At 72.7% G+C, this 21,591-nt stretch carries 17 protein-coding genes; 6 read left to right on the top strand and 11 right to left on the bottom strand.

Translation table 11 applies throughout. The features are described 5' to 3' along the window. Positions 1-134: 134 nt before the first annotated feature. The 5 genes from sucD to ACZ4VT_RS34080 all read right to left on the bottom strand — a co-directional run bounded on the left by sucD (position 135) and on the right by ACZ4VT_RS34080 (position 7,195). Positions 135-1,025, bottom strand: coding sequence for a succinate--CoA ligase subunit alpha (gene sucD, locus ACZ4VT_RS34100; RefSeq protein ID WP_362056576.1), 891 nt, complete (start codon positions 1,023-1,025; stop codon positions 135-137). Between the two features lie 21 nt (positions 1,026-1,046). Then, positions 1,047-2,225, bottom strand: coding sequence for an ADP-forming succinate--CoA ligase subunit beta (gene sucC / locus ACZ4VT_RS34095; RefSeq protein WP_361771006.1), 1,179 nt, complete (start codon positions 2,223-2,225; stop codon positions 1,047-1,049). A gap of 302 nt (positions 2,226-2,527) precedes the next feature. Then, a complete protein-coding gene (locus ACZ4VT_RS34090; RefSeq protein WP_467955270.1) occupies positions 2,528-3,688 on the bottom strand; it encodes a VWA domain-containing protein in 1,161 nt (386 codons plus the stop codon). 130 nt (positions 3,689-3,818) lie between these two features. Then, positions 3,819-6,092, bottom strand: coding sequence for a DUF5682 family protein (locus tag ACZ4VT_RS34085; protein ID WP_467955269.1), 2,274 nt, complete (start codon positions 6,090-6,092; stop codon positions 3,819-3,821). After that, positions 6,089-7,195: an ATP-binding protein gene (locus tag ACZ4VT_RS34080; RefSeq protein ID WP_362852019.1), complete on the bottom strand. Its 1,107-nt coding sequence runs from the start codon at positions 7,193-7,195 to the stop codon at positions 6,089-6,091. The genes ACZ4VT_RS34085 and ACZ4VT_RS34080 overlap by 4 nt, the downstream gene beginning before the upstream one ends. Before the next feature lie 134 nt (positions 7,196-7,329). On the opposite strand from ACZ4VT_RS34080, the gene ACZ4VT_RS34075 reads away from it, so the two are divergent. Both ACZ4VT_RS34075 and ACZ4VT_RS34070 read left to right on the top strand, forming a co-directional pair. Then, positions 7,330-8,673 carry an SWIM zinc finger family protein gene (locus ACZ4VT_RS34075; protein WP_467955268.1) on the top strand — a complete coding sequence of 448 codons (1,344 nt, stop codon included), beginning with the start codon at positions 7,330-7,332 and terminating at the stop codon, positions 8,671-8,673. A 289-nt stretch (positions 8,674-8,962) separates the two neighbouring features. Beyond that, positions 8,963-10,549, top strand: coding sequence for a DUF5691 domain-containing protein (locus ACZ4VT_RS34070; protein WP_467955267.1), 1,587 nt, complete (start codon positions 8,963-8,965; stop codon positions 10,547-10,549). Between the two features lie 105 nt (positions 10,550-10,654). Here the strand turns inward: ACZ4VT_RS34070 and ACZ4VT_RS34065 are convergent, their stop codons facing one another. Then, complete coding sequence (locus ACZ4VT_RS34065) at positions 10,655-11,074, bottom strand: cobalamin B12-binding domain-containing protein (RefSeq protein ID WP_467955266.1); 420 nt, start codon at positions 11,072-11,074, stop codon at positions 10,655-10,657. A 174-nt stretch (positions 11,075-11,248) separates the two neighbouring features. On the opposite strand from ACZ4VT_RS34065, the gene ACZ4VT_RS34060 reads away from it, so the two are divergent. Further along, positions 11,249-12,031 (top strand): esterase/lipase family protein, encoded by a 783-nt coding sequence (locus tag ACZ4VT_RS34060; protein ID WP_467955265.1) that lies wholly within the window; start codon positions 11,249-11,251, stop codon positions 12,029-12,031. Between the two features lie 220 nt (positions 12,032-12,251). Further along, entirely contained in the window at positions 12,252-13,796 is a 1,545-nt protein-coding gene (locus ACZ4VT_RS34055) for a M23 family metallopeptidase (RefSeq protein ID WP_467955264.1), read from the top strand. A 49-nt stretch (positions 13,797-13,845) separates the two neighbouring features. Here ACZ4VT_RS34055 and pcrA read toward each other — a convergent pair whose 3' ends face one another. Then, a complete protein-coding gene (gene pcrA / locus ACZ4VT_RS34050; RefSeq protein ID WP_467955263.1) occupies positions 13,846-16,368 on the bottom strand; it encodes a DNA helicase PcrA in 2,523 nt (840 codons plus the stop codon). Further along, positions 16,352-16,699, bottom strand: coding sequence for an ArsR/SmtB family transcription factor (locus tag ACZ4VT_RS34045; protein ID WP_467955262.1), 348 nt, complete (start codon positions 16,697-16,699; stop codon positions 16,352-16,354). Before ACZ4VT_RS34045 ends, pcrA begins: the two co-directional genes overlap by 17 nt. 105 nt (positions 16,700-16,804) lie before the next feature. On the opposite strand from ACZ4VT_RS34045, the gene ACZ4VT_RS34040 reads away from it, so the two are divergent. Further along, a complete protein-coding gene (locus tag ACZ4VT_RS34040; protein WP_030710454.1) occupies positions 16,805-17,158 on the top strand; it encodes a hypothetical protein in 354 nt (117 codons plus the stop codon). 121 nt (positions 17,159-17,279) lie between these two features. After that, on the top strand, positions 17,280-18,332 hold the full coding sequence (locus ACZ4VT_RS34035; RefSeq protein ID WP_467955261.1) for a C40 family peptidase: 1,053 nt from the start codon (positions 17,280-17,282) through the stop codon (positions 18,330-18,332). Positions 18,333-18,389: 57 nt separating this feature from the next. On the opposite strand, the gene ACZ4VT_RS34030 is transcribed toward ACZ4VT_RS34035, so the two are convergent. The 3 genes from ACZ4VT_RS34030 to ACZ4VT_RS34020 form a co-directional block, all read right to left on the bottom strand. Continuing rightward, complete coding sequence (locus ACZ4VT_RS34030; RefSeq protein ID WP_467955260.1) at positions 18,390-19,493, bottom strand: alpha/beta hydrolase; 1,104 nt, start codon at positions 19,491-19,493, stop codon at positions 18,390-18,392. A 90-nt stretch (positions 19,494-19,583) separates the two neighbouring features. Continuing rightward, complete coding sequence (locus ACZ4VT_RS34025) at positions 19,584-20,273, bottom strand: LuxR C-terminal-related transcriptional regulator (protein WP_388831290.1); 690 nt, start codon at positions 20,271-20,273, stop codon at positions 19,584-19,586. After that, complete coding sequence (locus ACZ4VT_RS34020) at positions 20,270-21,565, bottom strand: ATP-binding protein (protein WP_467955259.1); 1,296 nt, start codon at positions 21,563-21,565, stop codon at positions 20,270-20,272. The genes ACZ4VT_RS34025 and ACZ4VT_RS34020 overlap by 4 nt, the downstream gene beginning before the upstream one ends. Positions 21,566-21,591 lie beyond the last annotated feature (26 nt).

Raw genomic sequence — 21,591 nt, 5'->3', positions numbered from 1 at the left:
CCCCCCCCCCCCCCCCCCCCCCCCCCCCCCCCCCCCCCCCCCCCCCCCCCCCCCCCCCCCCCCCCCCCCCCCCCCCCCCCCCCCCCCACGCCCGTGCGTTCGTGCGTCCGTACGTGCGTCCGTACGGGGACTGCTTACTGAGCGGCGTTCAGGATCTCGCGCGCCAGCTTCGCGGTCTCGGTCGGCGTCTTGCCGACCTTCACGCCGGCGGCCTCAAGGGCCTCCTTCTTGGCCTGCGCGGTGCCGGAGGAGCCGGAGACGATGGCGCCCGCGTGGCCCATGGTCTTGCCCTCGGGGGCGGTGAAGCCCGCGACGTAACCGACGACCGGCTTGGTGACGTTCTTCGCGATGAAGTCCGCCGCACGCTCCTCGGCGTCGCCGCCGATCTCGCCGATCATGACGATCAGCTCGGTGTCCGGGTCGGCCTCGAAGGCCTCCAGGGCGTCGATGTGCGTGGTGCCGATGACCGGGTCGCCACCGATGCCGACGGCGGAGGTGAAGCCGATGTCACGGAGCTCGTACATCATCTGGTAGGTCAGCGTGCCGGACTTGGACACGAGACCGATCTTGCCGGGCTTGGTGATGTCGCCCGGGATGATGCCGGCGTTGGACTGGCCGGGGGTGATCAGACCCGGGCAGTTCGGGCCGATGATCCGGGTCTTGTTGCCCTTGGCGGTCGCGTACGCCCAGAAGGCGGCGGAGTCGTGCACCGCGATGCCCTCGGTGATGACGACGGCCAGCGGGATCTCGGCGTCGATCGCCTCGACCACGGCGGCCTTGGCGAAGGCCGGCGGGACGAAGAGGACGGAGACGTTGGCGCCCGTCTTCTCCATCGCCTCGGCGACGGAGCCGAAGACCGGGACCTCGGTGCCGTCGAAGTCGACGGTGGTGCCGGCCTTGCGCGGGTTCACGCCGCCGACGATGTTGGTGCCGTCAGCCAGCATCAGCTTGGTGTGCTTCATGCCCGTGGCACCGGTCATGCCCTGGACGATGACCTTGCTGTCCTTGTTGAGGAAGATAGCCATGTGAGTCTGTGACCTCTGCCCTTACTTCGCAGCCGCGAGCTCGGCGGCCTTGTCGGCCGCGCCGTCCATGGTGTCCACGCGCTGGACCAGCGGGTGGTTGGCGTCCGAGAGGATCTTGCGACCCAGCTCGGCGTTGTTGCCGTCGAGACGGACGACGAGGGGCTTGGTGACCTCTTCGCCCTTGTCCTTCAGCAGCTGGAGCGCCTGGACGATGCCGTTGGCGACCTCGTCGCAGGCGGTGATGCCACCGAAGACGTTGACGAAGACGGACTTGACGTCCGGGTCGCCGAGGATGATCTCGAGACCGTTGGCCATGACGGCGGCGGAGGCGCCACCGCCGATGTCCAGGAAGTTGGCGGGCTTGACGCCACCGTGGTTCTCGCCGGCGTACGCGACGACGTCGAGGGTGCTCATGACGAGACCCGCGCCGTTGCCGATGATGCCGACCTCACCGTCGAGCTTGACGTAGTTGAGGTTCTTCGCCTTGGCGGCGGCCTCGAGCGGGTTCGCGGCCGCGTGGTCCACGAACTCCTCGTGGCCCGGCTGGCGGAACTCGGCGTTCTCGTCGAGCGAGACCTTGCCGTCGAGCGCGATGACGTCGCCGTTGGCGACCTTCGCGAGCGGGTTGACCTCGACGAGGAGCGCGTCCTCGGCGATGAAGGTCGCCCACAGGGTCACGAGGACCTCGGCGACCTTCTCGGCGACCTCGGCCGGGAACTGCGCCAGGGCGACGATCTCGCGGGCCTTCTCGATGGTCACGCCCTCGTTGGCGTTCACCGGGACCTTGGCGAGCTTCTCCGGGGTCTCCTCGGCGACCTGCTCGATGTCCATGCCGCCCGCGACCGACGCCATGGCGAGGAAGGTGCGGTTGGTGCGGTCGAGGAGGTACGAGACGTAGTACTCCTCGAGGATCTCGGGAGCCGTCTCGGCGATCATCACCTTGTGGACCGTGTGGCCCTTGATGTCCATGCCGAGGATGTCCGTCGCCCGGGCGACGGCCTCGTCCGGGGTGGCGGCCAGCTTCACGCCACCGGCCTTGCCGCGGCCGCCGACCTTCACCTGCGCCTTGACGACCGACTTGCCGCCCAGCCGCTCGGTGGCCTCGCGAGCCGCCTCAGGCGTGTCGATGACTTCACCGGCCAGCACCGGTACACCGTGCTTGGCGAAGAGGTCCCTCGCCTGGTACTCGAACAGGTCCACGCGCGTCCGTCCCTTGTCTTTTTAAAGATTCGCAGTGATTCGCGGTTGTCTGCTATCTGCGTGGGCGTGCCGCGGAGGGCAACGTGACGGCGCTGTCACAAGGAAGGCGCACACGGTGACCGTGGACGCGGCATGTCCGTCCCGCAGGTTATCCCCGAGGGCCGTGGGTCCCTAAATCGCAGATCACACCTGAGCGGTGATACCTGTCACAGATCGCCTCACGGTTGAACTGGAAGTTCGTGTGTTTCACCGATTCACACGAGGGACCGGGACGGGGCCGGGAGGAGGCGGGAACCGGGCCGTCAGGGTGTCGGCAGGGGCCGCTTCTCCAGCGCCGCGGCCATCACCTCCGGGAACAGGTCGGGGGTGCAGGCGAAGGCCGGCGCGCCGAGCGCGCCGAGGGCGGCGGCGTGCTCGCGGTCGTACGCCGGAGCGCCCTCGTCGGACAGCGCCAGCAGGGTCACGAACTCGACCCCCGACCCCTTCATCGCGGCGACCCGCTTGAGCATCTCGTTGCGGATGCCGCCCTCGTAGAGATCACTGATCAGGATGACGACCGTGTCGGCGGGCCGGGTGATCTTCGACTGGCAGTAGGCGAGGGCGCGGTTGATGTCCGTGCCGCCACCCAGCTGGGTCCCGAAGAGGACGTCGACCGGGTCGTCGAGCTGATCGGTGAGGTCCACGACGGCGGTGTCGAAGACGACGAGCCGGGTCGCGATCGAGCGCATCGAGGCCAGCACCGCGCCGAAGACGGAGGCGTAGACGACGGAGGCCGCCATGGAACCCGACTGGTCGATGCAGAGGATCACCTCCTTCTTCACCGATTGGGCCGCACGGCCGTACCCGATCAGCCGCTCGGGGACGACGGTGCGGTACTCGGGCAGGTAGTTCTTGAGGTTGGCCCGGATCGTGCGGTCCCAGTCGATATCGTGGTGGCGGGGCCGGCTGATCCGCGCGGACCGGTCGAGAGCTCCGGTCAGCGTCGCCCGGGTCCGCGCAGCGAGCTTCTTCTCCAGCTGCTCGACCACCTTGCGGACCACGGCCCGCGCCGTCTCCCTGGTCGTCTCGGGCATCGCCTTGTTCAGCGAGAGCAGCGTGCCCACGAGGTGCACGTCCGGCTCCACCGCCTCCAGCATCTCCGGTTCCAGCAGCAGCGTGGACAGGCCGAGCCGCTCGATCGCGTCGCGCTGCATCACCTGGACGACCGAGCTGGGGAAGTACGTACGGATGTCCCCGAGCCAGCGAGCCACGTTCGGCGCGGACCCGCCGAGCCCCGCCGACCGCGCCCCCGATCCCCTACGGGACCCGGCGTCGCCCCCGTACAACGCGCCGAGCGCGGCGTCCATCGCCGCATCCCGCCCGGCGAGCGCACACCCGGTCCCCTCGGCCTCGCCCCCGCCCAGCACCATCCGCCACCGCCGCAACCGCTCGCCTCCGGCCGTGCCCATGTCCGTCCCGCTCATCCGTCCGTCCCCCTCCACCAGTCGTTTCCGCACATTCCAGCCCCGCCGAGTCCAGCCCCGCCGCACCGATCCAACGTCGGCGTTTGAGGCGCTGGGTCCGGGGCAGCGCCCCCGGCAACGGCGCCGCGCCCTAACCCGCAAGCAGCATCCGCACCAGCCCCACCACCGCGTCCGCCCGCTCCGGGTCCAGGTCCGGGGCGAAGCCCTCGGGTGCCGAGGAGGCCGAGCTCGCGGCAGCGGAACGGCCCGGCCCCCGCCGCACCAGCTCGCCCAGGCTCCGCCGCACCCCCGACTCGTACGCCCCGAAGGTCCTCCGCAGCAGCGGGAGTACGTCGGTGAAGGCCCGCTCCGGCACCCCCACCAGCCAGGCATCGATGAGCCCCAGCAGCCGCTCGTCGTGGACCAGCAGCGTGCCCCCGCCCGAACTCCCGCCCGCGAAGCCCTCGATCCAGCCCGCCGCGTCGGCCGGAGCGGCGGCCGGGGACAGCGCGAGCCCCATCAGCCGCGCCGTCTCCTCGGCCGGCAGCCGCCCGTCGTCGAGGAGCAGCCTGGCCGCCCGGCCGCGGATGACGCCCGGCACGGTGTCCCGGCCGGCCAGTGTCCGCAGCACCGCGGACCAGCGCTCCCGCAGCCCCTCGTCGGCGTCGGCCAGCAGCGCCACCGCCCCGTGCACCCCGTCCACGTGGCCGCGCAGCTCCGCCGCCGCGTCGGCGTCCAGGCCGGCCGCGCAGGCGGGCGGCAGCGCCACGCATATCCGCTCCGCGAGCCCGGCCGCGACCGTGCCCAGCGCCGTCGCGTCGGTGCCGCGCACGTCCCCGTACCGCAGCGAACGCGCCAGCGCGGGCAGCGCCTTGGCGAGCCGCGCCACGTCGGTGTCCAGTGCGGCCCGGTCCGCGAGGGCCCGCAGTACGGCGGGCAGCGCCTCGGACAGCCCGGCGAGCAGGCAGCGCTCGGCGAGCGCCGTCACCTCGCCCAGCTCCTCGGCGCCGGCCGCGTCGGCCTCGGCCTTGGCGGTGGCCGCCGCGAGGACGGTGGTGCCCCAGATCCCGGCCTCGGCGACCCGCACCGACAGTTCGGGCTCCCACCGCAGCCGCCACGTCTCGCGGAAGGTCCCGGTGCTGCCCCGGGAGGCGGCCGGGGTGCCCCATCCGATGCCGAGCAGCCGCAGCCGGTGGAGCAGCAGGGACTTCGCCGCGTCGGTTTCCTTGCGCAGGTCGAGTTCCAGTTCGCGGTCCTGCGCCTCGGCCTTGAGCCGCAGCGAGCGCTGCTGTCTCGTCAGGTCCCGCTGGAGCGGTACGACGGGGGCCTCGTCCGGGACCTCGCCGAGCACGTCGCCGACCACCAGGCGGTCCTCGATCAGCGCGAGCGGTATGTCGGAGCCGTCGCACATCACCGCCCGGACCGCTTCGAGGGTCTCGGTCAGGCCGGGCAGCGGCCGTCCCCGCATCGCGGCGAGGGTCTCGGCCAGCCGGACCGCCTCGATGACGTGCGCCGAGGAGACCTGCCGGTCCTCCGCGCGCAGCAGGCCGGCGACCTTGGTCAGCCACCGCTCGACGGGCCGGTCCCGGGCCTCGAAGAGGTGGGCGTACCAGCCGGGCGAGGTGATCCCGGCGCCATACCCGCCGGCCCGGGCGAGCCGGCGGTGGGTCCACGGCACCCAGGTGGTCTCCACCTTGACCTTGGGCAGGCCGCTCAGCAGTGCCTTGTCCGCGGCCACGGTGGTCTTCGCCCGCAGCGCCGGGACGTGCCAGGCGCCGCACACGACGGCGTACGCGTCACCGAACTCCCGGCGGGCGGCCCGCATCCGCTGCCGCATGTACGCCTCGCGCACCAGGTCGCGGTGGTGGCCGCCGTCGCCGTACGCCTCGCGCAGGGCTCCCATGGCCTCGCCGAGCGCCTCGAACGCGCCGAGCACCTCCTCCCCCGCGCCCCCGGTGCCGTCGGCGCCCCGGTGTTCGACCACGTCCTCCCACCAGCGTTCGGGGTCGTCGTACCCGGCGGTCTCGGCCAGCACCGCGAGGGGGTCCACGCGGACCGCATCGGGCTCGGCGTGGTCCGCGCCCGGCTCCGCCCCCGCCAGCGAGTGCGCGGCGGGCAGGTCCATGAACCGCACCGGCACGCCGGTCTCTTGGGCCCAGCGGATCGCCACCCACTCCGGGGAGAAGTCGGCGAGCGGCCAGAACGCGGCCCGGCCGGGGTCGTCCGCGGCGTGCGCGAGCAGCGCCACGGGCGGCCGCATCGCGGGGTCGGCGGCGAGCGCGAGCAGCCCGTCCCCCTCGGGCGGGCCCTCGATCAGCACGGCCGCCGGGCGGGCCGCGTCCAGTGCCGCCCGCACCGCGCGGGCCGAGCCGGGCCCGTGGTGCCGTACGCCCAGCAGCAGGGGGCCCCGCGGGCTCGGGCTCATACCGTCACCTCCCGGCAGGCCCGGTAGAAGTCCTTCCAGCCGTCGCGCTCGCGGACCACGGCCTCCAGGTACTCCTGCCAGACCACCTTGTCGGCGGCCGGGTCGCGGACCACGGCGCCGAGGATCCCGGCGGCCACGTCGGAGGGGCGCAGCACGCCGTCCCCGAAGTGGGCGGCCAGGGCCAGGCCGCCGGTGACGACGGAGATGGCCTCGGCGGTGGACAGGGTGCCGCTGGGCGACTTCACCTTCGTACGGCCGTCGCCAGTGACCCCGTCGCGCAGCTCGCGGAAGACGGTGACGACGCGGCGGATCTCCTCCAGGCCCTCGGGCGCGGCCGGCAGGTCGAGGGCGCGGCCCATCTGGTCGACGCGGCGGGCCACGATGTCGACCTCGGCGTCGGCGCTGGCGGGCAGCGGCAGGACCACGGTGTTGAAGCGGCGGCGCAGCGCGCTGGACAGCTCGTTGACCCCGCGGTCGCGGTCGTTGGCGGTGGCGATGAGGTTGAAGCCGCGCACGGCCTGCACCTCTTCGCCGAGCTCCGGTATCGGCAGTGTCTTCTCGGACAGGACGGTGATGAGGGTGTCCTGGACGTCGGCGGGGATGCGGGTGAGCTCCTCGACGCGGGCGGTCATGCCCTCGGCCATGGCCCGCATGACGGGGCTGGGGACGAGGGCCTCGCGGCTGGGGCCGTGGGCGAGGAGCCGGGCGTAGTTCCAGCCGTACCGGATGGCCTCCTCGGGGGTGCCGGCGGTGCCCTGGACGAGGAGGGTGGAGTCCCCGCTGACGGCGGCGGCGAGGTGTTCGGAGACCCAGGTCTTGGCGGTGCCGGGGACGCCGAGCAGGAGCAGGGCGCGGTCGGTGGCCAGGGTGGTGACGGCGACTTCGACGATGCGGCGCGGTCCCACGTACTTGGGCGTGATGACCGTGCCGTCGTCGAGCGTGCCGCCCTGCAGGTACGTGGCGACGGCCCACGGGGAGAGCTTCCAGCGGGCCGGGCGGGGCCGGTCGTCGGCGGCCGCGAGGGCTTTCAGTTCGTGGGCGAAAGCGTCTTCGGCGTGCGGTCGCAGCGCTTCGGCCGGGCGTTCGTTCTCGGGCGTGGTCATGGTCCCCCTCCAAGGCTCGGCAGCCGCTTCCGACTGCTGGATCCACGGTGCACCACGCCACTGACAACGCCCCCTGCTCACGGTTTTGTTGCAGGTCAGGGCGATTGTCAGTGGGGGTCTCTACGGTGGAACACATGACTGAGCAGGGGGTCCGCTGGACAGCGGAACAGGTACTGGCTCTGGCTCCTGACGACGCCTCACGCAAAGCGGGGAGCAGACTCGGCGGGGCGGGTCCATGGTCGCAGATCGGAGGTTCCGCTTCCGGTTCTGTCTGGGGGTTGTGCAAGGGCAGCGGCAGCAAGCCGTACCGGACGGTCGTGGACTTGGCCGGACCGGCCTACAAGTGCTCCTGCCCGAGCCGGAAGTTCCCGTGCAAGCACGCGCTGGGGCTGCTGCTGCTCTGGTCGGCCGAGGGGGTCGGCGAGCCGGGCGAGGCGCCGGACTGGGCCGCGCAGTGGCTGGCGGACCGGGCGGCCAAGGCCGCGCGTCCCGCTGCGGGGGCGGGCGGGCCGGTGGACGAGGAGGCGGCGCGCAAGCGGGCCGAGCGGCGGGCGGGCCGTGTCGGCGCGGGGGTCACCGAGCTGGAGCAGCGGCTGGCCGATATGGTGCGCGGCGGCCTCGCGGGGCAGGAGCAGGCCGGTTACGCGGGGTGGGAGGAGACCGCGGCCCGGATGGTCGACGCGCAGGCACCCGGACTGGCCTCGCGGGTGCGGGAGTTGGGGACGATACCCAGTTGCGGCCCGGGCTGGCCCGCCCGGATGCTGGAGGAGGCGGCGCTGCTGCACCTGCTGGACCGGGCCTGGCTGGGGGTGGCGGGGCTGCCGGAACAGCTGGCGGCGACGGTGCGCAGCCGGGTGGGACTGCCGGCCTCCGGGGAGGGGGAGGCCGTACGGGACCGCTGGCTGGTGCTGGCCCAGTACGACTCGGTGTCACCGGACGGCCGGCTCACCACCCGCCGGATATGGCTGCGCGGACTGCAGGGCGGACGGCCCGCCCTGGTACTGGACTTCGGACCGCCCGGGCGGTCGCCGGGTCTGTCGCTGCCGGTCGGGCTGGCGCTGGAGGCGGAGCTCCGCTTCCGGCCCGGATCGGCGGGGCTGCGGGCGGACCTCGGGGAGAGACCCTCGGCGGCCGTTCCGTGCGCCGCGGTTCCGGCCGGGGTCAGCACGGGGGCGGCACTGGAGGCGTACGGGGCGGCGCTGCGGGAGGACCCGTGGCTGGAGTCCTGGCCGGTGGTGCTCGGCCCGGTGGTCCCGATACCGGGCGAGCTCGGCTGGCAGCTGGCGGACGCGGAGGGCACCTGCGCCCTGCCGGTGCCGCTCACCGGGTCCGGCAGCCGTTCCCGCTCGGGCCTGTGGCAGCTGGCCGCGTTGTCGGGCGGGGGCCCGGTGACGGTGTTCGGCGAGTGCGGCCACCGCGGCTTCACCCCGCTGACGGCCTGGCAGCCGGACTCTCCCGAGCCGGTCGCCCTGTCCTGAGCGCGGGCGGACAACACCACACACCGCAGGGGGCCTGGGGGGACGTATGCCGTCAGACGGGCGGCGGGGAGGGAACGCGGGGGCGCCGGGGGGCGTCGCACGCGGCACGAGCAGGTGGCGGCGGCGCGGGGGCGCCGGCGCTGTGACGACGAGAAGCCGGGGGGCTTGCATGAACGACAACCACGCCAGTTGAGCACTGGTACACGAACGCACGACAGCCCCGGTCCCGCGGAGGGGGCGGGACCGGGGCGCAGGACGCGAAGAGGACGAGCGGCGAGGGAGGGGCCCGATGAGCAAGGGTGACGAGGGGTACGGGGAGTGGGAGGAGCTGGTCGGCGCCGCGCTGCTGGGCACCGACCGGCGCCGCGGCGGGGGCCCGGCCCGCTCGCCGGAGGCGCTGCTGGACGCGGCGGCCGTGCACGCCGTACGGCGCCGGGCCGGGTTGCGGCCGGCCGCGGCGGGCCCGCATCCGCGGCCCGCGCCCCGGGATCCGCGCCCGGCGCCACCGGAGGCAGCCGGCCGGCGGCTCGCCCAGCTGCTGGCCGGCCGGACGGCCGCGGGCAGCGGCGGCGGACGGCGCGGAGCCGCCCCGGACCTGACGGAACTGCTGCCGCAGTGGCTGGCCGCGGCCGGCCGGCACGGCTACCGCGCGCCGGCCGCCTTGGTCCCGGCGCTGCTGGACGCGGCCCGGGCCCGTACGGACCTGCGGCCGCAGGCGCTGGCCCTGGCCGGCACGCGCGGGCTGTGGCTGGCCCGGCTGAACCCGGACTGGCGGTTCGCCCTGCGCGGCGGGGCGGGCGGTACCGGGGACCTGCCCGAGGTGACCGACCCGGCCGGGGTCGAACGGCTGTGGCAGGAGGGACTGTTCGCGGAGCGGGTGGCGTTGCTCGGCGCCGTACGGGCCCACGAGGCGGCGGCCGCGCCGCGGCTGCTGGCGACGACCTGGGCCACCGAACGGGCCGAGGACCGGCTGATGTTCCTCGATTCGCTGCGGGTGGGGCTGTCGGAGGGGGACGAGACCTTCCTGGAGGCGGCACTGGGCGACCGCAGCCGCAACGTCCGCGCGACGGCCGCCGAACTGCTGTCGGCGTTGCCGCGATCGGCCCTGGCCGGCCGGATGGCGGAGCGCGCCCTGGCCTGCGTGGGCCCGGAGGGCGTGACCCCGCCGGCCGAGTGCGATGCGGGGATGCTCCGCGACGGGGTGGTCAAGCGGCCGCCCGCCGGGCGCGGGGAGCGGGCCTGGTGGCTCGGCCAGATCGTGGAGGCGGCGCCGCTGTCGTGCTGGCGGGAGCGGTTCGGGGGGCTCGGCCCGGCGGAGATCGTGGCGCTGCCGCTCGCCGAGGGCGAGGGATGGACGGAGGAACTGCACGCGGCGTGGTGCCGGGCGGCGGTGCGGCAGCGCGACGCGGCGTGGTCGCGGGCCCTGCTCGGCCCGCCGTCCGCATCGCCCGCGGCGGGTCCGGGCACGGCCTCGCTCGCGGAGCGGGCCAAGCTGCTGGAGACCCTGCCGGATGCGGAGCGGGCGGAGTGGGTCGCCGAGTTCATACGGGCCCACGGGCTGTCGGAGGCGTTCCAGCTGCTCGGCGTGTGCGTCGTGCCGTGGGCGGGGGCCCTGGGCCGGGCGGTGGTGGACGCGCTGGACATGGCCCGCGAGGCCGGCAGCTATCCGTGGAGCTTCAGCGGGGTGATGGGCCTGGCCGAACGCTGCCTCGATCCCGCGGAGGCCGGCCGCCTGGAGGCCCTGACCGCGGCCACGGAGGAGCCGCCGGACGCGGCTCCCGGCGCGGCCGCGTACTGGGCCGAGGCCTTTCAGCGGCTGGTGGCCACGCTTCGGCTGCGCGCGGCCATGCTTGCGGAGTTGGCGCCGGCCGCCTGATCCCTCCCGGGGGGGTGGGCCGGCGGTCCGGTGCGGCTCACAGACCTGGGGCTCCGCCCCAGACCCCGCGCCTCAAACGCCGGCGGGGCTGGATGGGGCGGGGGCTCAAACGCCGGCGGGGCTGTCAGGTCGGACGTTCGCTCGGACCCAGTCCACGATGGACGTCGTCGTCGCGCCCGGGGTGAAGATCTCGGCCACGCCCTTCTCCTTGAGCGGGGCGATGTCGTCCTCCGGGATGATCCCGCCGCCGAAGACCTTGATGTCCTCCGCGTCGCGCTCCTTGAGGAGTTCCAGCACGCGCGCGAACAGCGTGTTGTGGGCGCCGGAGAGGATCGAGAGGCCGATCGCGTCGGCGTCCTCCTGGATGGCGGTGTCCACGATCTGCTCGGGGGTCTGGTGGAGGCCGGTGTAGATGACCTCCATGCCCGCGTCCCGCAGCGCCCGCGCGATCACCTTGGCCCCGCGGTCGTGGCCGTCGAGACCCGGCTTGGCCACCACCACACGGATCGGACCGGTCACACCCATCGCACTGCCTCCCGAGTGAACGAACGTTAAGTACAGCATCGCGCACGCCGCCGTTTCGCGGTCCATCACGAGGGGGAAATCACACGTGGGACGGCATTGCGCCACCGCGCCGACAGCCGCACGGCACGGTGGCGCAAGAGCCCCGGGTCCCAAGAGGCTCAGGGGAGGCCGTCGATGGGGCTGTACATACCCGTGTCCATGCCCTTGTCCGGTGCGGCCCTGCGGGCCGGCGCGCTCGAGGTGATGGTGCTCGGCGGGCACCTCCTCCTCTATCCGACCGGAGTGTGCCAGGAAAAGGCCACCGCCGCCGCCCGCGCGACACGCCCGCCCGCCCTCCTCCTCCACGGATTCACCGACAACCGGTCCGTCTTCGTGCTCCTGCGCCGCGCCCTCGGGGCGGGCGGCCTGCGGCACGTGGAGGCGTACAACTACTCGCCCTTCACCCTCGACCTGCGCGTCACCGCCCGCCATCTCGCCCGGCGTGTCGAGGAACTGTGCGAGCGCACCGGACAGGAGCGGGTGGACCTGGTCGGGCACAGCCTGGGCGGCCTGGTCGGCCGGTATTACGTACAGCGCCTCGGCGGCGACGCCCGCGTCCGGACCCTCGTCACCCTCGGCACCCCGCACTCCGGCACGCGGGTCGCGCCCTTCATGGACGCGCACCCGCTGGTGCGGCAGATGCGCCCGGACTCCGAGGTGCTCGCCGAACTGGCCGCGCCCGCGCCCGGATGTGCCACCCGGTGCGTGGCGTTCTGGAGCGAGTTCGACGCGCTGATGACTCCGGTCGGGACCGCGCGGATCGAGCACCCGGACCTGCACGTGGAGAACGTGCAGGTCACGGGGATCGGACACCTCGCGCTGCCCGCGCACCCCGCCGTCATCGCGGCGGTCCGGCGCGCCCTCGACGGGCCCGGTCTGGCCGCCGTCGCGGGCTCGGAGGCCGCGTCCGTCGCCTAGCCGCCAAGCGACCTCCAGTCGAACGAATTTCGAACTCAAGGCCAAGGGTGCGTCTTTCGGCGACCGAAAGACGGCCGAATGCCCGGTTCCGGCAATCTCGAGACCCGGCGAAGATTGTCGTTGCGAGTAACCGACGGGTACAGTCACGCCACTGCTCTCCTCCGGTGAACCACGCGTTCCCGGCCACCCAGGCCCCACTGCCGAGGCGAAAGAGAAGTTGGTGAACGACCGCCCCTCGTCGGGCCAGTACCCGGATGCCGGGTATGACGGCCTTGCCACCACCACTTTCGCTGGTGACTCGACCTACGTTTCCTATGAAACGCAGGGCCAGGGGGTCAACTACGCCGCCTACGGCTCCTACGAGACCGGCGCGTACGACACCACCGCGTGGACCTCACAGGACCCTTACCTGTCGACGATCCCGACCCAGGCCGCACCCGGGGACACCTCCGGGACCTGGGACGCGAGCGCCTGGAACACGCAGGGCGCGGACTACTCCGCCTACACCGAGTACCAGCCCGCCTCCTTCGGCTACGACGCCTCCGGCGAGCAGACCGGGCACTGGGCGATGCCGGGCTACGGCACCACCGGCACCGAGACCGGCGCCTACGACGCCACCGCCTGGAACACCGTCACGCAGACCCCGGTCCAGCCCCAGCCCGAGGCCGCCTACCCGTACGAGTACGAGTACCAGCCCGCGCAGCAGCAGGCACAGGCACAGGAGTACGCGTACGGGACGGCCTCCGTCGGCTACGACGCCGGAACCCAGGCCGGAACCGACGCGTACGCCGGCACCTACAGCGAGACCGCGGTCTTCGAGGTGCTCTCCGACGCGAGCCCCGAGACCCCTGAGGCCTCCCTGGCGTCCGAGGTCCACGAGCTGCCCGAGGTCCACGAACTCCACTCCGCGCCCGAGGTCCACGACCTCCCCACGCAGGCCATGCCCGTGACCGCCGCTCCGCGCGCCGCGCGCCGGACCGCCGCCAAGGGCAACACCAAGGGCAACACCAAGGCCGCCGGCAACAGCCGTCGCCGCACCCCGGCGAAGCGTTCCGCCCTGCTGACCGTGGCCGTGCCCTCCGCCTGCGTGATGGGCGTCGCGGGCGTGGCGGCCGCCTCCGTCGGCGGGCTCACCGACACGGACAAGCCCGCTCAGGACACCACCACGATGGCCGCGCCCGACCCGGCCTCGGTGAAGCCCGTCGCGGCGAACACCAAGCTCGACACCCAACTGGTCGCGCTCAGCGCCGACGCGGGCGATTTCGCGGACCGCGCGAGCCGCACGCAGGAGCGCATCGACCTGCGCGAACGCCAGGAAGAGGAAAAGAAGAAGAAGGCGGAGGAGGCCGCGGCCAAGGAGGCCGCCCGCCCCAAGTTCGCCATCCCCGTGAACCAGCAAGGCCTCAGCGCCAACTTCGGCCAGGCCGGCGGCATGTGGATGTCGGTGCACACCGGCATCGACTTCCCGGTCTCCTACGGGACCCCGGTCATGGCGGCCACCGACGGCACCGTGCGCACCCAGTACAACAGCGCCTACGGCAACATGGCGATAGTGACCGCGCCCGACGGCACCGAGACCTGGTACTGCCACCTCAGCTCGACCAAGATCCGCGGCGGCAAGGTCAAGGCGGGCGACGTCATCGCCTACTCCGGCAACTCCGGCAACTCCACCGGCCCGCACCTCCACTTCGAGGTGCGCCCCGGCGGCGGCTCGGCGATCGACCCGCTGGCGTGGCTGCGCAGCAAGGGCCTGGACCCGACGTAACCGCCGCGCGGCCCCAAGGCCGCGCGGCCGCCCGCCGTACTCCCCCGCCCTACAGCTTCTGCACCGGCGCGTAACGCAGCAGCAGCCGCTTGGGCTTGTCGTCCCCGAAGTCGACGGTGGCCTGCGCGTCCGCGCCCGCTCCCTTGACCTCCATGACGGTGCCGAGCCCGAACTGGTCGTGCGTGACCCGGTCCCCGACCACCAGGGCGATGACCGGCTTGTCCGCGGCCCGCCGCGTCGCGAACCCGGACGGGCCCGACTTCGTACGCGACGAGGACAGGAACGCCTCGGGCGAGGTGCCGAAGGTCGCCTTCCCCGAACCGGAGGACGAGGACCCGTAGCCGGAGCTCCGCATCGGACCGGCCGGCTTCTGCGTGGCGCCCGTCCGCTTCCACTGGAGGTACTCCGTGGGGATCTCCTCCAGGAACCGCGACGGCGGGTTGTACGAGGGCGTGCCCCAGGCGCTGCGCATGCTCGACCGGGTGAGGTACAGCCGCTCGCGGGCCCGCGTGATGCCGACGTAGGCGAGGCGGCGCTCCTCCTCCAGTTCCTTGGTCTGTCCCAGCGCGCGCATGTGCGGGAAGACCCCGTCCTCCATGCCGGTCACGAAGACCACCGGGAACTCCAGGCCCTTGGCGGTGTGCAGGGTCATCAGCGTGATGACGCCCGTGCCCTCGGTGTCCTCGTCGGGGATCTGGTCGGAGTCGGCGACGAGCGCGACCTGCTCCAGGAACTCGGCCAGGGTGCCGGGCCCGGGAGCCGGGGCTCCCGTCTCGGCGGCCTCGGCGGTCGCGGCCTCCCGCGCCTGCTCGAACTCCAGCGCCACCGCCGCCAGCTCCTGGAGGTTCTCGATCCGCGTCTCGTCCTGCGGGTCGGTCGACGCCTGCAGTTCGGCGAGGTACCCGGTCCGCTCCAGGACCGCCTCCAGGACCACCGCGGGGCCCGCGCCCGAGTCGACGATCGTGCGGAGCTCCTCCATCAGCACGTTGAACCGCTTCACCGCGTTCGTCGAGCGGGCGGCCATGCCGAAGGCCTCGTCGACGCGCCGCAGCGCCTGCGGGAAGGTGATCTTCTCGCGCATCGCGAGGGCGTCGATCATCGCCTCGGCGCGCTCGCCGATGCCGCGCTTCGGCGTGTTCAGGATCCGGCGGAGCGGGACGTTGTCCTCCGGGTTGGCGAGGACGCGCAGGTACGCGAGAACGTCGCGGACCTCCTTGCGCTCGTAGAAGCGGACGCCGCCGACGACCTTGTAGGGCAGCCCGACCCGGATGAAGATCTCCTCGAACACGCGCGACTGGGCGTTCGTCCGGTAGAAGATCGCGACGTCGCCGGCCTTGGCGTCGCCCGCGTCCGTCAGCCGGTCGATCTCGTCGGCGACGAACTGCGCCTCGTCGTGCTCGGTGTCCGCGACGTAGCCGGTGATGACGGCGCCGGTGCCGGCCTCGGTCCACAGGTTCTTGGCGCGGCGGTTCTCGTTGCGTTCGATGACCGCGTTGGCGGCGGAGAGGATCGTCTGCGTGGAGCGGTAGTTCTGCTCCAGCAGGATCGTCGTCGCGTCCTTGTAGTCCTCTTCGAACTGGAGGATGTTGCGGATGGTCGCGCCGCGGAAGGCGTAGATCGACTGGTCGGCGTCACCCACGACGCAGAGCTCGGCCGGCGGCAGGTCCGGGTAGCCGGTGCCGACCAGCTCGCGCACGAGCGTGTACTGGGCGTGGTTGGTGTCCTGGTACTCGTCCACGAGGACGTGCCGGAAGCGGCGCCGGTAGTGCTCGGCGACGTCGGGGAACGCCTGGAGCAGGTGCACCGTGGTCATGATGATGTCGTCGAAGTCGAGCGCGTTGGCCTCGCGCAGCCGCCCCTGGTACATCGCGTACGCCTGGGCGAGGGTCTTCTCGAACCCGTCGACGGCCTGGTCGGCGAAGGCCTCCTCGTCGATCAGCTCGTTCTTCAGGTTCGAGATCTTGGCGTTGAAGGCCTTCGGCGGGAACTTCTTCGGGTCCAGGTCCAGGTCGCGGCAGACGAGCGCCATCAGGCGCTTCGAGTCGGCCGCGTCGTAGATCGAGAACGATGAGGTGAAGCCGAGCCGCTTGGACTCGCGGCGCAGGATGCGGACGCACGCGCTGTGGAAGGTGGAGACCCACATGGCGTTGGCGCGCGGGCCGACCAGGCTCTCGACGCGCTCCTTCATCTCTCCGGCGGCCTTGTTGGTGAAGGTGATCGCCAGGATCTGGCCGGGGTGCACGTTCCGCGCGGACAGCAGGTGTCCGATGCGGTGGGTCAGCACCCGGGTCTTGCCGGAGCCGGCGCCGGCCACGATGAGCAGCGGGGAGCCCGCGTGCACCACGGCCGCGGCCTGCTGCTCGTTCAGGCCGTGCAGGAGCGTCGCCGGGTCGATGACGGGCCTGGGGGCGCCGTCCCGGTAGTACGCGTCCCCGCTCATGGGCACGTCGAAGCGCCCCCCGAAGAGATCGTCCGCGCCCGCTTCCGGGGCGCCGTGATCCTCGGGCGGCGGCGGGACCTCGTGGGAGGGGGTGAGGTCCGCCAGGAAACTGTCGTCAAAGAGGCTGCTCATCGCATTCCGAGTCTAGGGGGCGGGACCGACAGGCCAGGACGAGTTCCAGGAGACCGGGGAAGCACTCGTCCAGATCGTCGCGGCGCAGTGCGAGGTAGAGCTTGCGGCCGCTGGGCCGCCGGCGGATCACTCCGCTCTCGCGCAGCGTCTTGAGGTGGTGCGTGACGCTGGATCTGGGCAGGTCGGGCACGACCTCGCCGCAGAACGCCTCCTCGCCGGAGGCCAGCTTGCGGACGATCTCCAGCCGGACGGGATGCCCGAGCGCGGCCAGCACCTCGACCAGCTCGATGCGGTCGGCGGCGGGGTGGGTCAGGTCAGCTGCGGCAGCCATGCCCCAACTGTACGCAGATCTCGTACGGACCTCGTTCGGCCGTACGCCGATCCCGGCCGGACCTCGCCCGACTGTTCGAAGATCTCGCCCCGTACGCTCGTCCGCATGGACGTACTCATCAATGTCTTCGTCGGCCTGCACATCATCGGGATCGCCTCGCTGCTCGGCGGTTTCCTGACCCAGATGAAGGCGATGAGCGCGGGCACCGCCCGCTTCACGCCGGCGATGCTGCACGGCGCGCTCACCATGCTCGTGACGGGCGTCCTGCTGGTCGGCTTCAACGAGATGGACGGCACGCCGGTCAACAACGTCAAGGTGGGCGTGAAGCTCGCGATCCTCTTCGTGATCCTCGCCCTCGTCTACGTCAAGCGCGACGAGGAGAAGGTCGAGAAGGCGATGTTCGGCGCGGTCGGCGGACTGACCATGATCAATATTTTTATCGCCGTCCTCTGGCACTGACGGATACCGATCCGCCACATCCGATCAGTTCGGACCATCTCGACATCGGCCCGTTACTTTCAGGTTTAGCGTCCTCCCCCAAGACCCAGCGTCAGCGACAGGGGAAGGACGTGAGGCCCTCGTGGCCAGTCATCGAAAGCCCAGGCAGCGCCCGCTCTCCGGCGGCACGGCACGGACGACCGCCGCCACCCTCGCCCTCGCGGGCGCTGCCACCGCCACCGCCTTCGAAGGCACCTCCCAGGCCGATCCCCGGCCCACCCCCTCCCAGGTCAAGTCGGAGGTGGACCGGCTCTACGAGGAGGCCGAGGCGGCGACCGAGCAGTACAACGGGGCGAAGGAGAAGGCCGACGAGGCCGAGCGCGCGCTGACCGGCCTGCGCGACGAGACCGCCCGCAAGACCGACCAGCTCAACACCGCCCGCAGCGCGCTCGGCACCCTCGCCGCCTCCCAGTACCGCAGCGGGTCCCTGGGCACGGCCGTGCAGCTCGCGCTGGCGGCCGACCCGCAGGAGTACCTCTCCCAGGCCTCCTTCATCACCCGCGCCGGGGACCGCAACGCCGCCGGGATCACCACCGTGCGCCGACGCCTCGACGAGGTCGGCAAACTCCGGGAGCAGGCCGCGGGACAGCTCGCCGACCTCCGCGCCAAGCAGGACGAACTCTCCGCGCACAAGGCCGTGATCGAGGACAAGCTCGCCGCAGCCAAGCGCCTGCTGGCCAAGCTCACCGCCGAGGAGCGCGCCGCCTACGAGGCCCAGACGCCCGCCGCCTCCCCCGCACCCGCCGCCGCCCCGAACCGCAGCACGCCCGCGCCGCCTTCCGACGGTTCCCGCGCGGCCCGCGCCGTGGCCTTCGCGTACACCGCGATCGGGAAGCCGTACGTCTGGGGCGCGACGGGCCCGGGGTCCTTCGACTGCTCCGGCCTGACCCAGGCGGCCTGGCGCTCGGCCGGGGTCTCCCTGCCCCGCACCACCTACACCCAGATCAACGCCGGCCGGCGCGTGTCCCGCGACCAGCTGGCCCCCGGGGACCTGGTGTTCTTCTACTCCGGGGTGACCCACGTCGGCCTCTACATCGGCAACGGCCAGATGATCCACGCCCCGCGCCCCGGGTCGACGGTCCGCCTGGCACCGGTCGACTCGATGCCCTGGGCCGGCGCCTCCCGCCCCGCGTGACCGCGCCGGGCCCGGCGCGGCCTACGGCGCCCTGCCGGCCTACCGCCCGCTGACCGCCTACGGGGCCCTGACGATGCCGCTCAGCCAGCCGAAGGTCTGCGGCAGCTGCTTGGACCACGATTCGAGGTTGTGGCCGCCAACCACCTTCTCCGCGTGCACGACCGTCGGCTTCTGCGCAAGACCCTTCAGGTCCATGCCGGACAGGTAGCCGTCCTGCTCGGCCCCCGACATCCACAGCGAGACCGCCGGCGGCGTGGGCGCGGCCTTGAGCAGGTTCTTCAGGTTGTGCGTGGTGCGCAGCTGCGGGTCTTGGGCGACGAGTGAGGAGGGCTCCTGGCCGGGGTCGTTGTAGCCGGACAGGGAGACGGCCGCGCTGTAGCGGTCGGGGTGCAGGATCGCCAGCTTGGCGGCGCAGTAGGCGCCGGCCGAGTACCCGGCCACGCCCCAGGTGCGGGCCTCCTCCGAGGCCCGGAAGTTGTCGACGACCATCTTGCGGACGTCGACGCTGAACCAGCTGTCCGCGTTGACCTTGCCGGGGATGTTCGCGCAGCCGGTGTCGCCGTTGCCGACGAGCATGGCGCGCGGCGAGACCAGGATGAACGGCTGCACCTTGCCGCTCTTCATCAGCGGCTCCAGCACCTCGTGCGCCTTGACCCCCTGGAACCAGGACTTGCCCGTCCCCGGTATGCCCGGGATCAGCTCGACCACCGGGAACTTCTTGTCCTTGTAGGCCGGGTCGTCGTACTGCGGCGGCAGCCACACCATGACGTCGCCCTTGACCCCCGATATCTTGCCGTCGAGCTCGGTCTTCTGGACCCGGCCGCCGAGGCCCTCGACGGGCTGGAACTGCTGCTTGACCTTCGGGGCCTCTTCGACCTTCTTCCCGCCGAGCCCGTCCGGGCCGAGGTCGGGGGCGGCGGTGACGTACTGCCCGGTGCCGAACAGGTCACCCCAGGACGCGTAGAAGTGCTCGGCCCTGTTGACCGCGACGAACACCACTGCCACGGCCGTGACCTGCGCGAACACCACCATCAGCGCCCGCACGGCGGTGCGCACGACGGCGGGCCCGCGCACCTTGCTCCACACGGCCAGCGGCAGGACGACGGCGATCGCGGTCAGCGCGATCACGGTCACGAAGAAGGGGGTGCCCGTCAAGCTCATCACGCCACCGTAGAGGGCGGCGTGACCTGCCCCGGTTGCCCGTCCGACCTGCGGTGTGGGTCACACCCGCAGGTCGGAACGGGCCCTGCGTCACACCAGCCGGCGGGCCGTCGCCCAGCGGGTCAGCTCGTGGCGGTTGGACAGCTGGAGCTTGCGGAGCACGGCCGAGACGTGCGATTCCACCGTCTTCACCGAGATGAAGAGCTGTTTGGCGATCTCCTTGTACGCGTACCCGCGCGCGATCAGCCGCAGCACCTCGCGCTCGCGCTGGGTGAGCCGGTCCAGGTCCTCGTCCACCGGCGGCGCGTCCGTCGAGGCGAACGCGTCGAGCACGAAGCCCGCCAGCCGCGGCGAGAACACCGCGTCCCCGTCCTGCACGCGGAAGACCGAGTCCACCAGGTCGGTGCCGGTGATGGTCTTGGTGACGTACCCGCGCGCGCCGCCCCGGATGACGCCGATGACGTCCTCGGCCGCGTCGGACACCGACAGCGCGAGGAACCGCACCGGGTTCTCGGCCGCCGCCATCAGCGGGGCGCAGCGCCGCAGCACCTCGACCCCGCCGCCGCCGGGCAGGTGCACGTCGAGCAGGACCACCTCGGGCCGGGTGGCGGTGATGACGGTGACGGCCTGGTCGACGTCGGCGGCCTCGCCGACGACCTCGACCCCCGTCCGCGCGGTCTCGCCGATCTCGGCCTGCACTCCGGTGCGGAACATCCGGTGGTCGTCGACGAGGACCACCCGGACCCTCCTGGTCTCCGTCACAGCGCTGTCCTCGGTCATCCTGCGTTCGCCGCCCTCTCCATCTCCAGCTCGACTTCCGTGCCGCCGTCGGGCGCGGACCGCAGCCGCGCGGTCCCGCCGTTGCGCTGCATCCGGCCGATGATCGATTCTCGTACGCCCATGCGGTCGTCCGGTACCGCGTCGATGTCGAACCCCGGTCCCCGGTCCCGTACGGACACGAAGACCGTCCGCCCCTCCACCTCCGCGTACACCTGCACGGGCCCGCCCTCGCCACCGTACTTGGCGGCATTGACCATCGCCTCGCGCGCGGCCTGGATCTGTGCCGCCAGCCTCTCGTCGAGCGGGCAGTCGCCGACGACGACGACCTCGATGGGGACGCCGTGGTGGTCCTCCACCTCGGCGGCGGTCTTCTTCACGGCTTCCGCCAGGGTGGCGGGCTCCTCCGCCTCCTCCTTGCCGGTGCCCTCGGGCTTGTAGAGCCAGTTCCGCAGCTCCCGTTCCTGCGCCCGCGCGAGCCGGCGCACCTCGCCGGCGTCCTCCGCGTTGCGCTGGATCAGGGTGAGGGTGTGCAGCACCGAGTCGTGTACGTGGGCTGCGACCTCGGCACGCTCCTGGGCGCGGATGCGCATCAGGCGTTCCTCGGAGAGGTCCTGGGTCATCCGGATCAGCCAGGGTCCGGCGAGCAGGGCGACGCCGACGAGGACGGCGAGGGTGGCGGTGAGGACGTTGCCGAGCTGCGCCGCGGAGCCCCGTACGACGATGAAGACGGTCAGGCCCACACCGACGAGGGCGACTCCGGCGAGCGCGCGGGCCACCTGGAACAGACGCCCGTGCCGCCCGGCGGCCGTGGTCCAGTGGGCGCGGCGGGCGTTGTCGGCCTGCCGCCATACGAGGACCACACCGGCCCCGACCAGCAGCGTCGGCCACACGTACCGGCCGGAGGCGCCGCCGTCCTGGACCTTCGAGATGAAGATGCCGGCGCCGACGGACAGGGCGATCAGGGCGGCGATCTGCCCGCGGTCGGGCTTGCGCAGGCGGCGGCTGCCGTCGGGGAGCGTCTCGAAGAAGGAGCGGTGCCCGCTGCGGCCGCCGACGCCGAGCGGTACGAAGACCCAGAACGCGGCGTACAGCAGCACGCCCAGCCCGTCGCCCCACATGAACAGGCCGAGGAACGCCAGCCGGACCCAGATCACGGGCAGCCCGAGGTGCCCCGCGAGACCGCGCGCGACGCCGCCGAGCATCCGGCCGTCCGCGCTGCGGTAGAGCTTGCGGTGCGGTGGTTCGTCGACGTCCGGTGCGTGCGGGGTACGAGGAGCGGCGGCTACGGGCATGTCACCAAGGGTCACACGCGCGGCCG

The organism is Streptomyces sp. NPDC029164 (genome assembly GCF_055563995.1).
The sequence above is the reverse complement of the archived record's forward strand: the minus strand, read 5'-3'. Positions and strand labels throughout refer to the sequence as shown.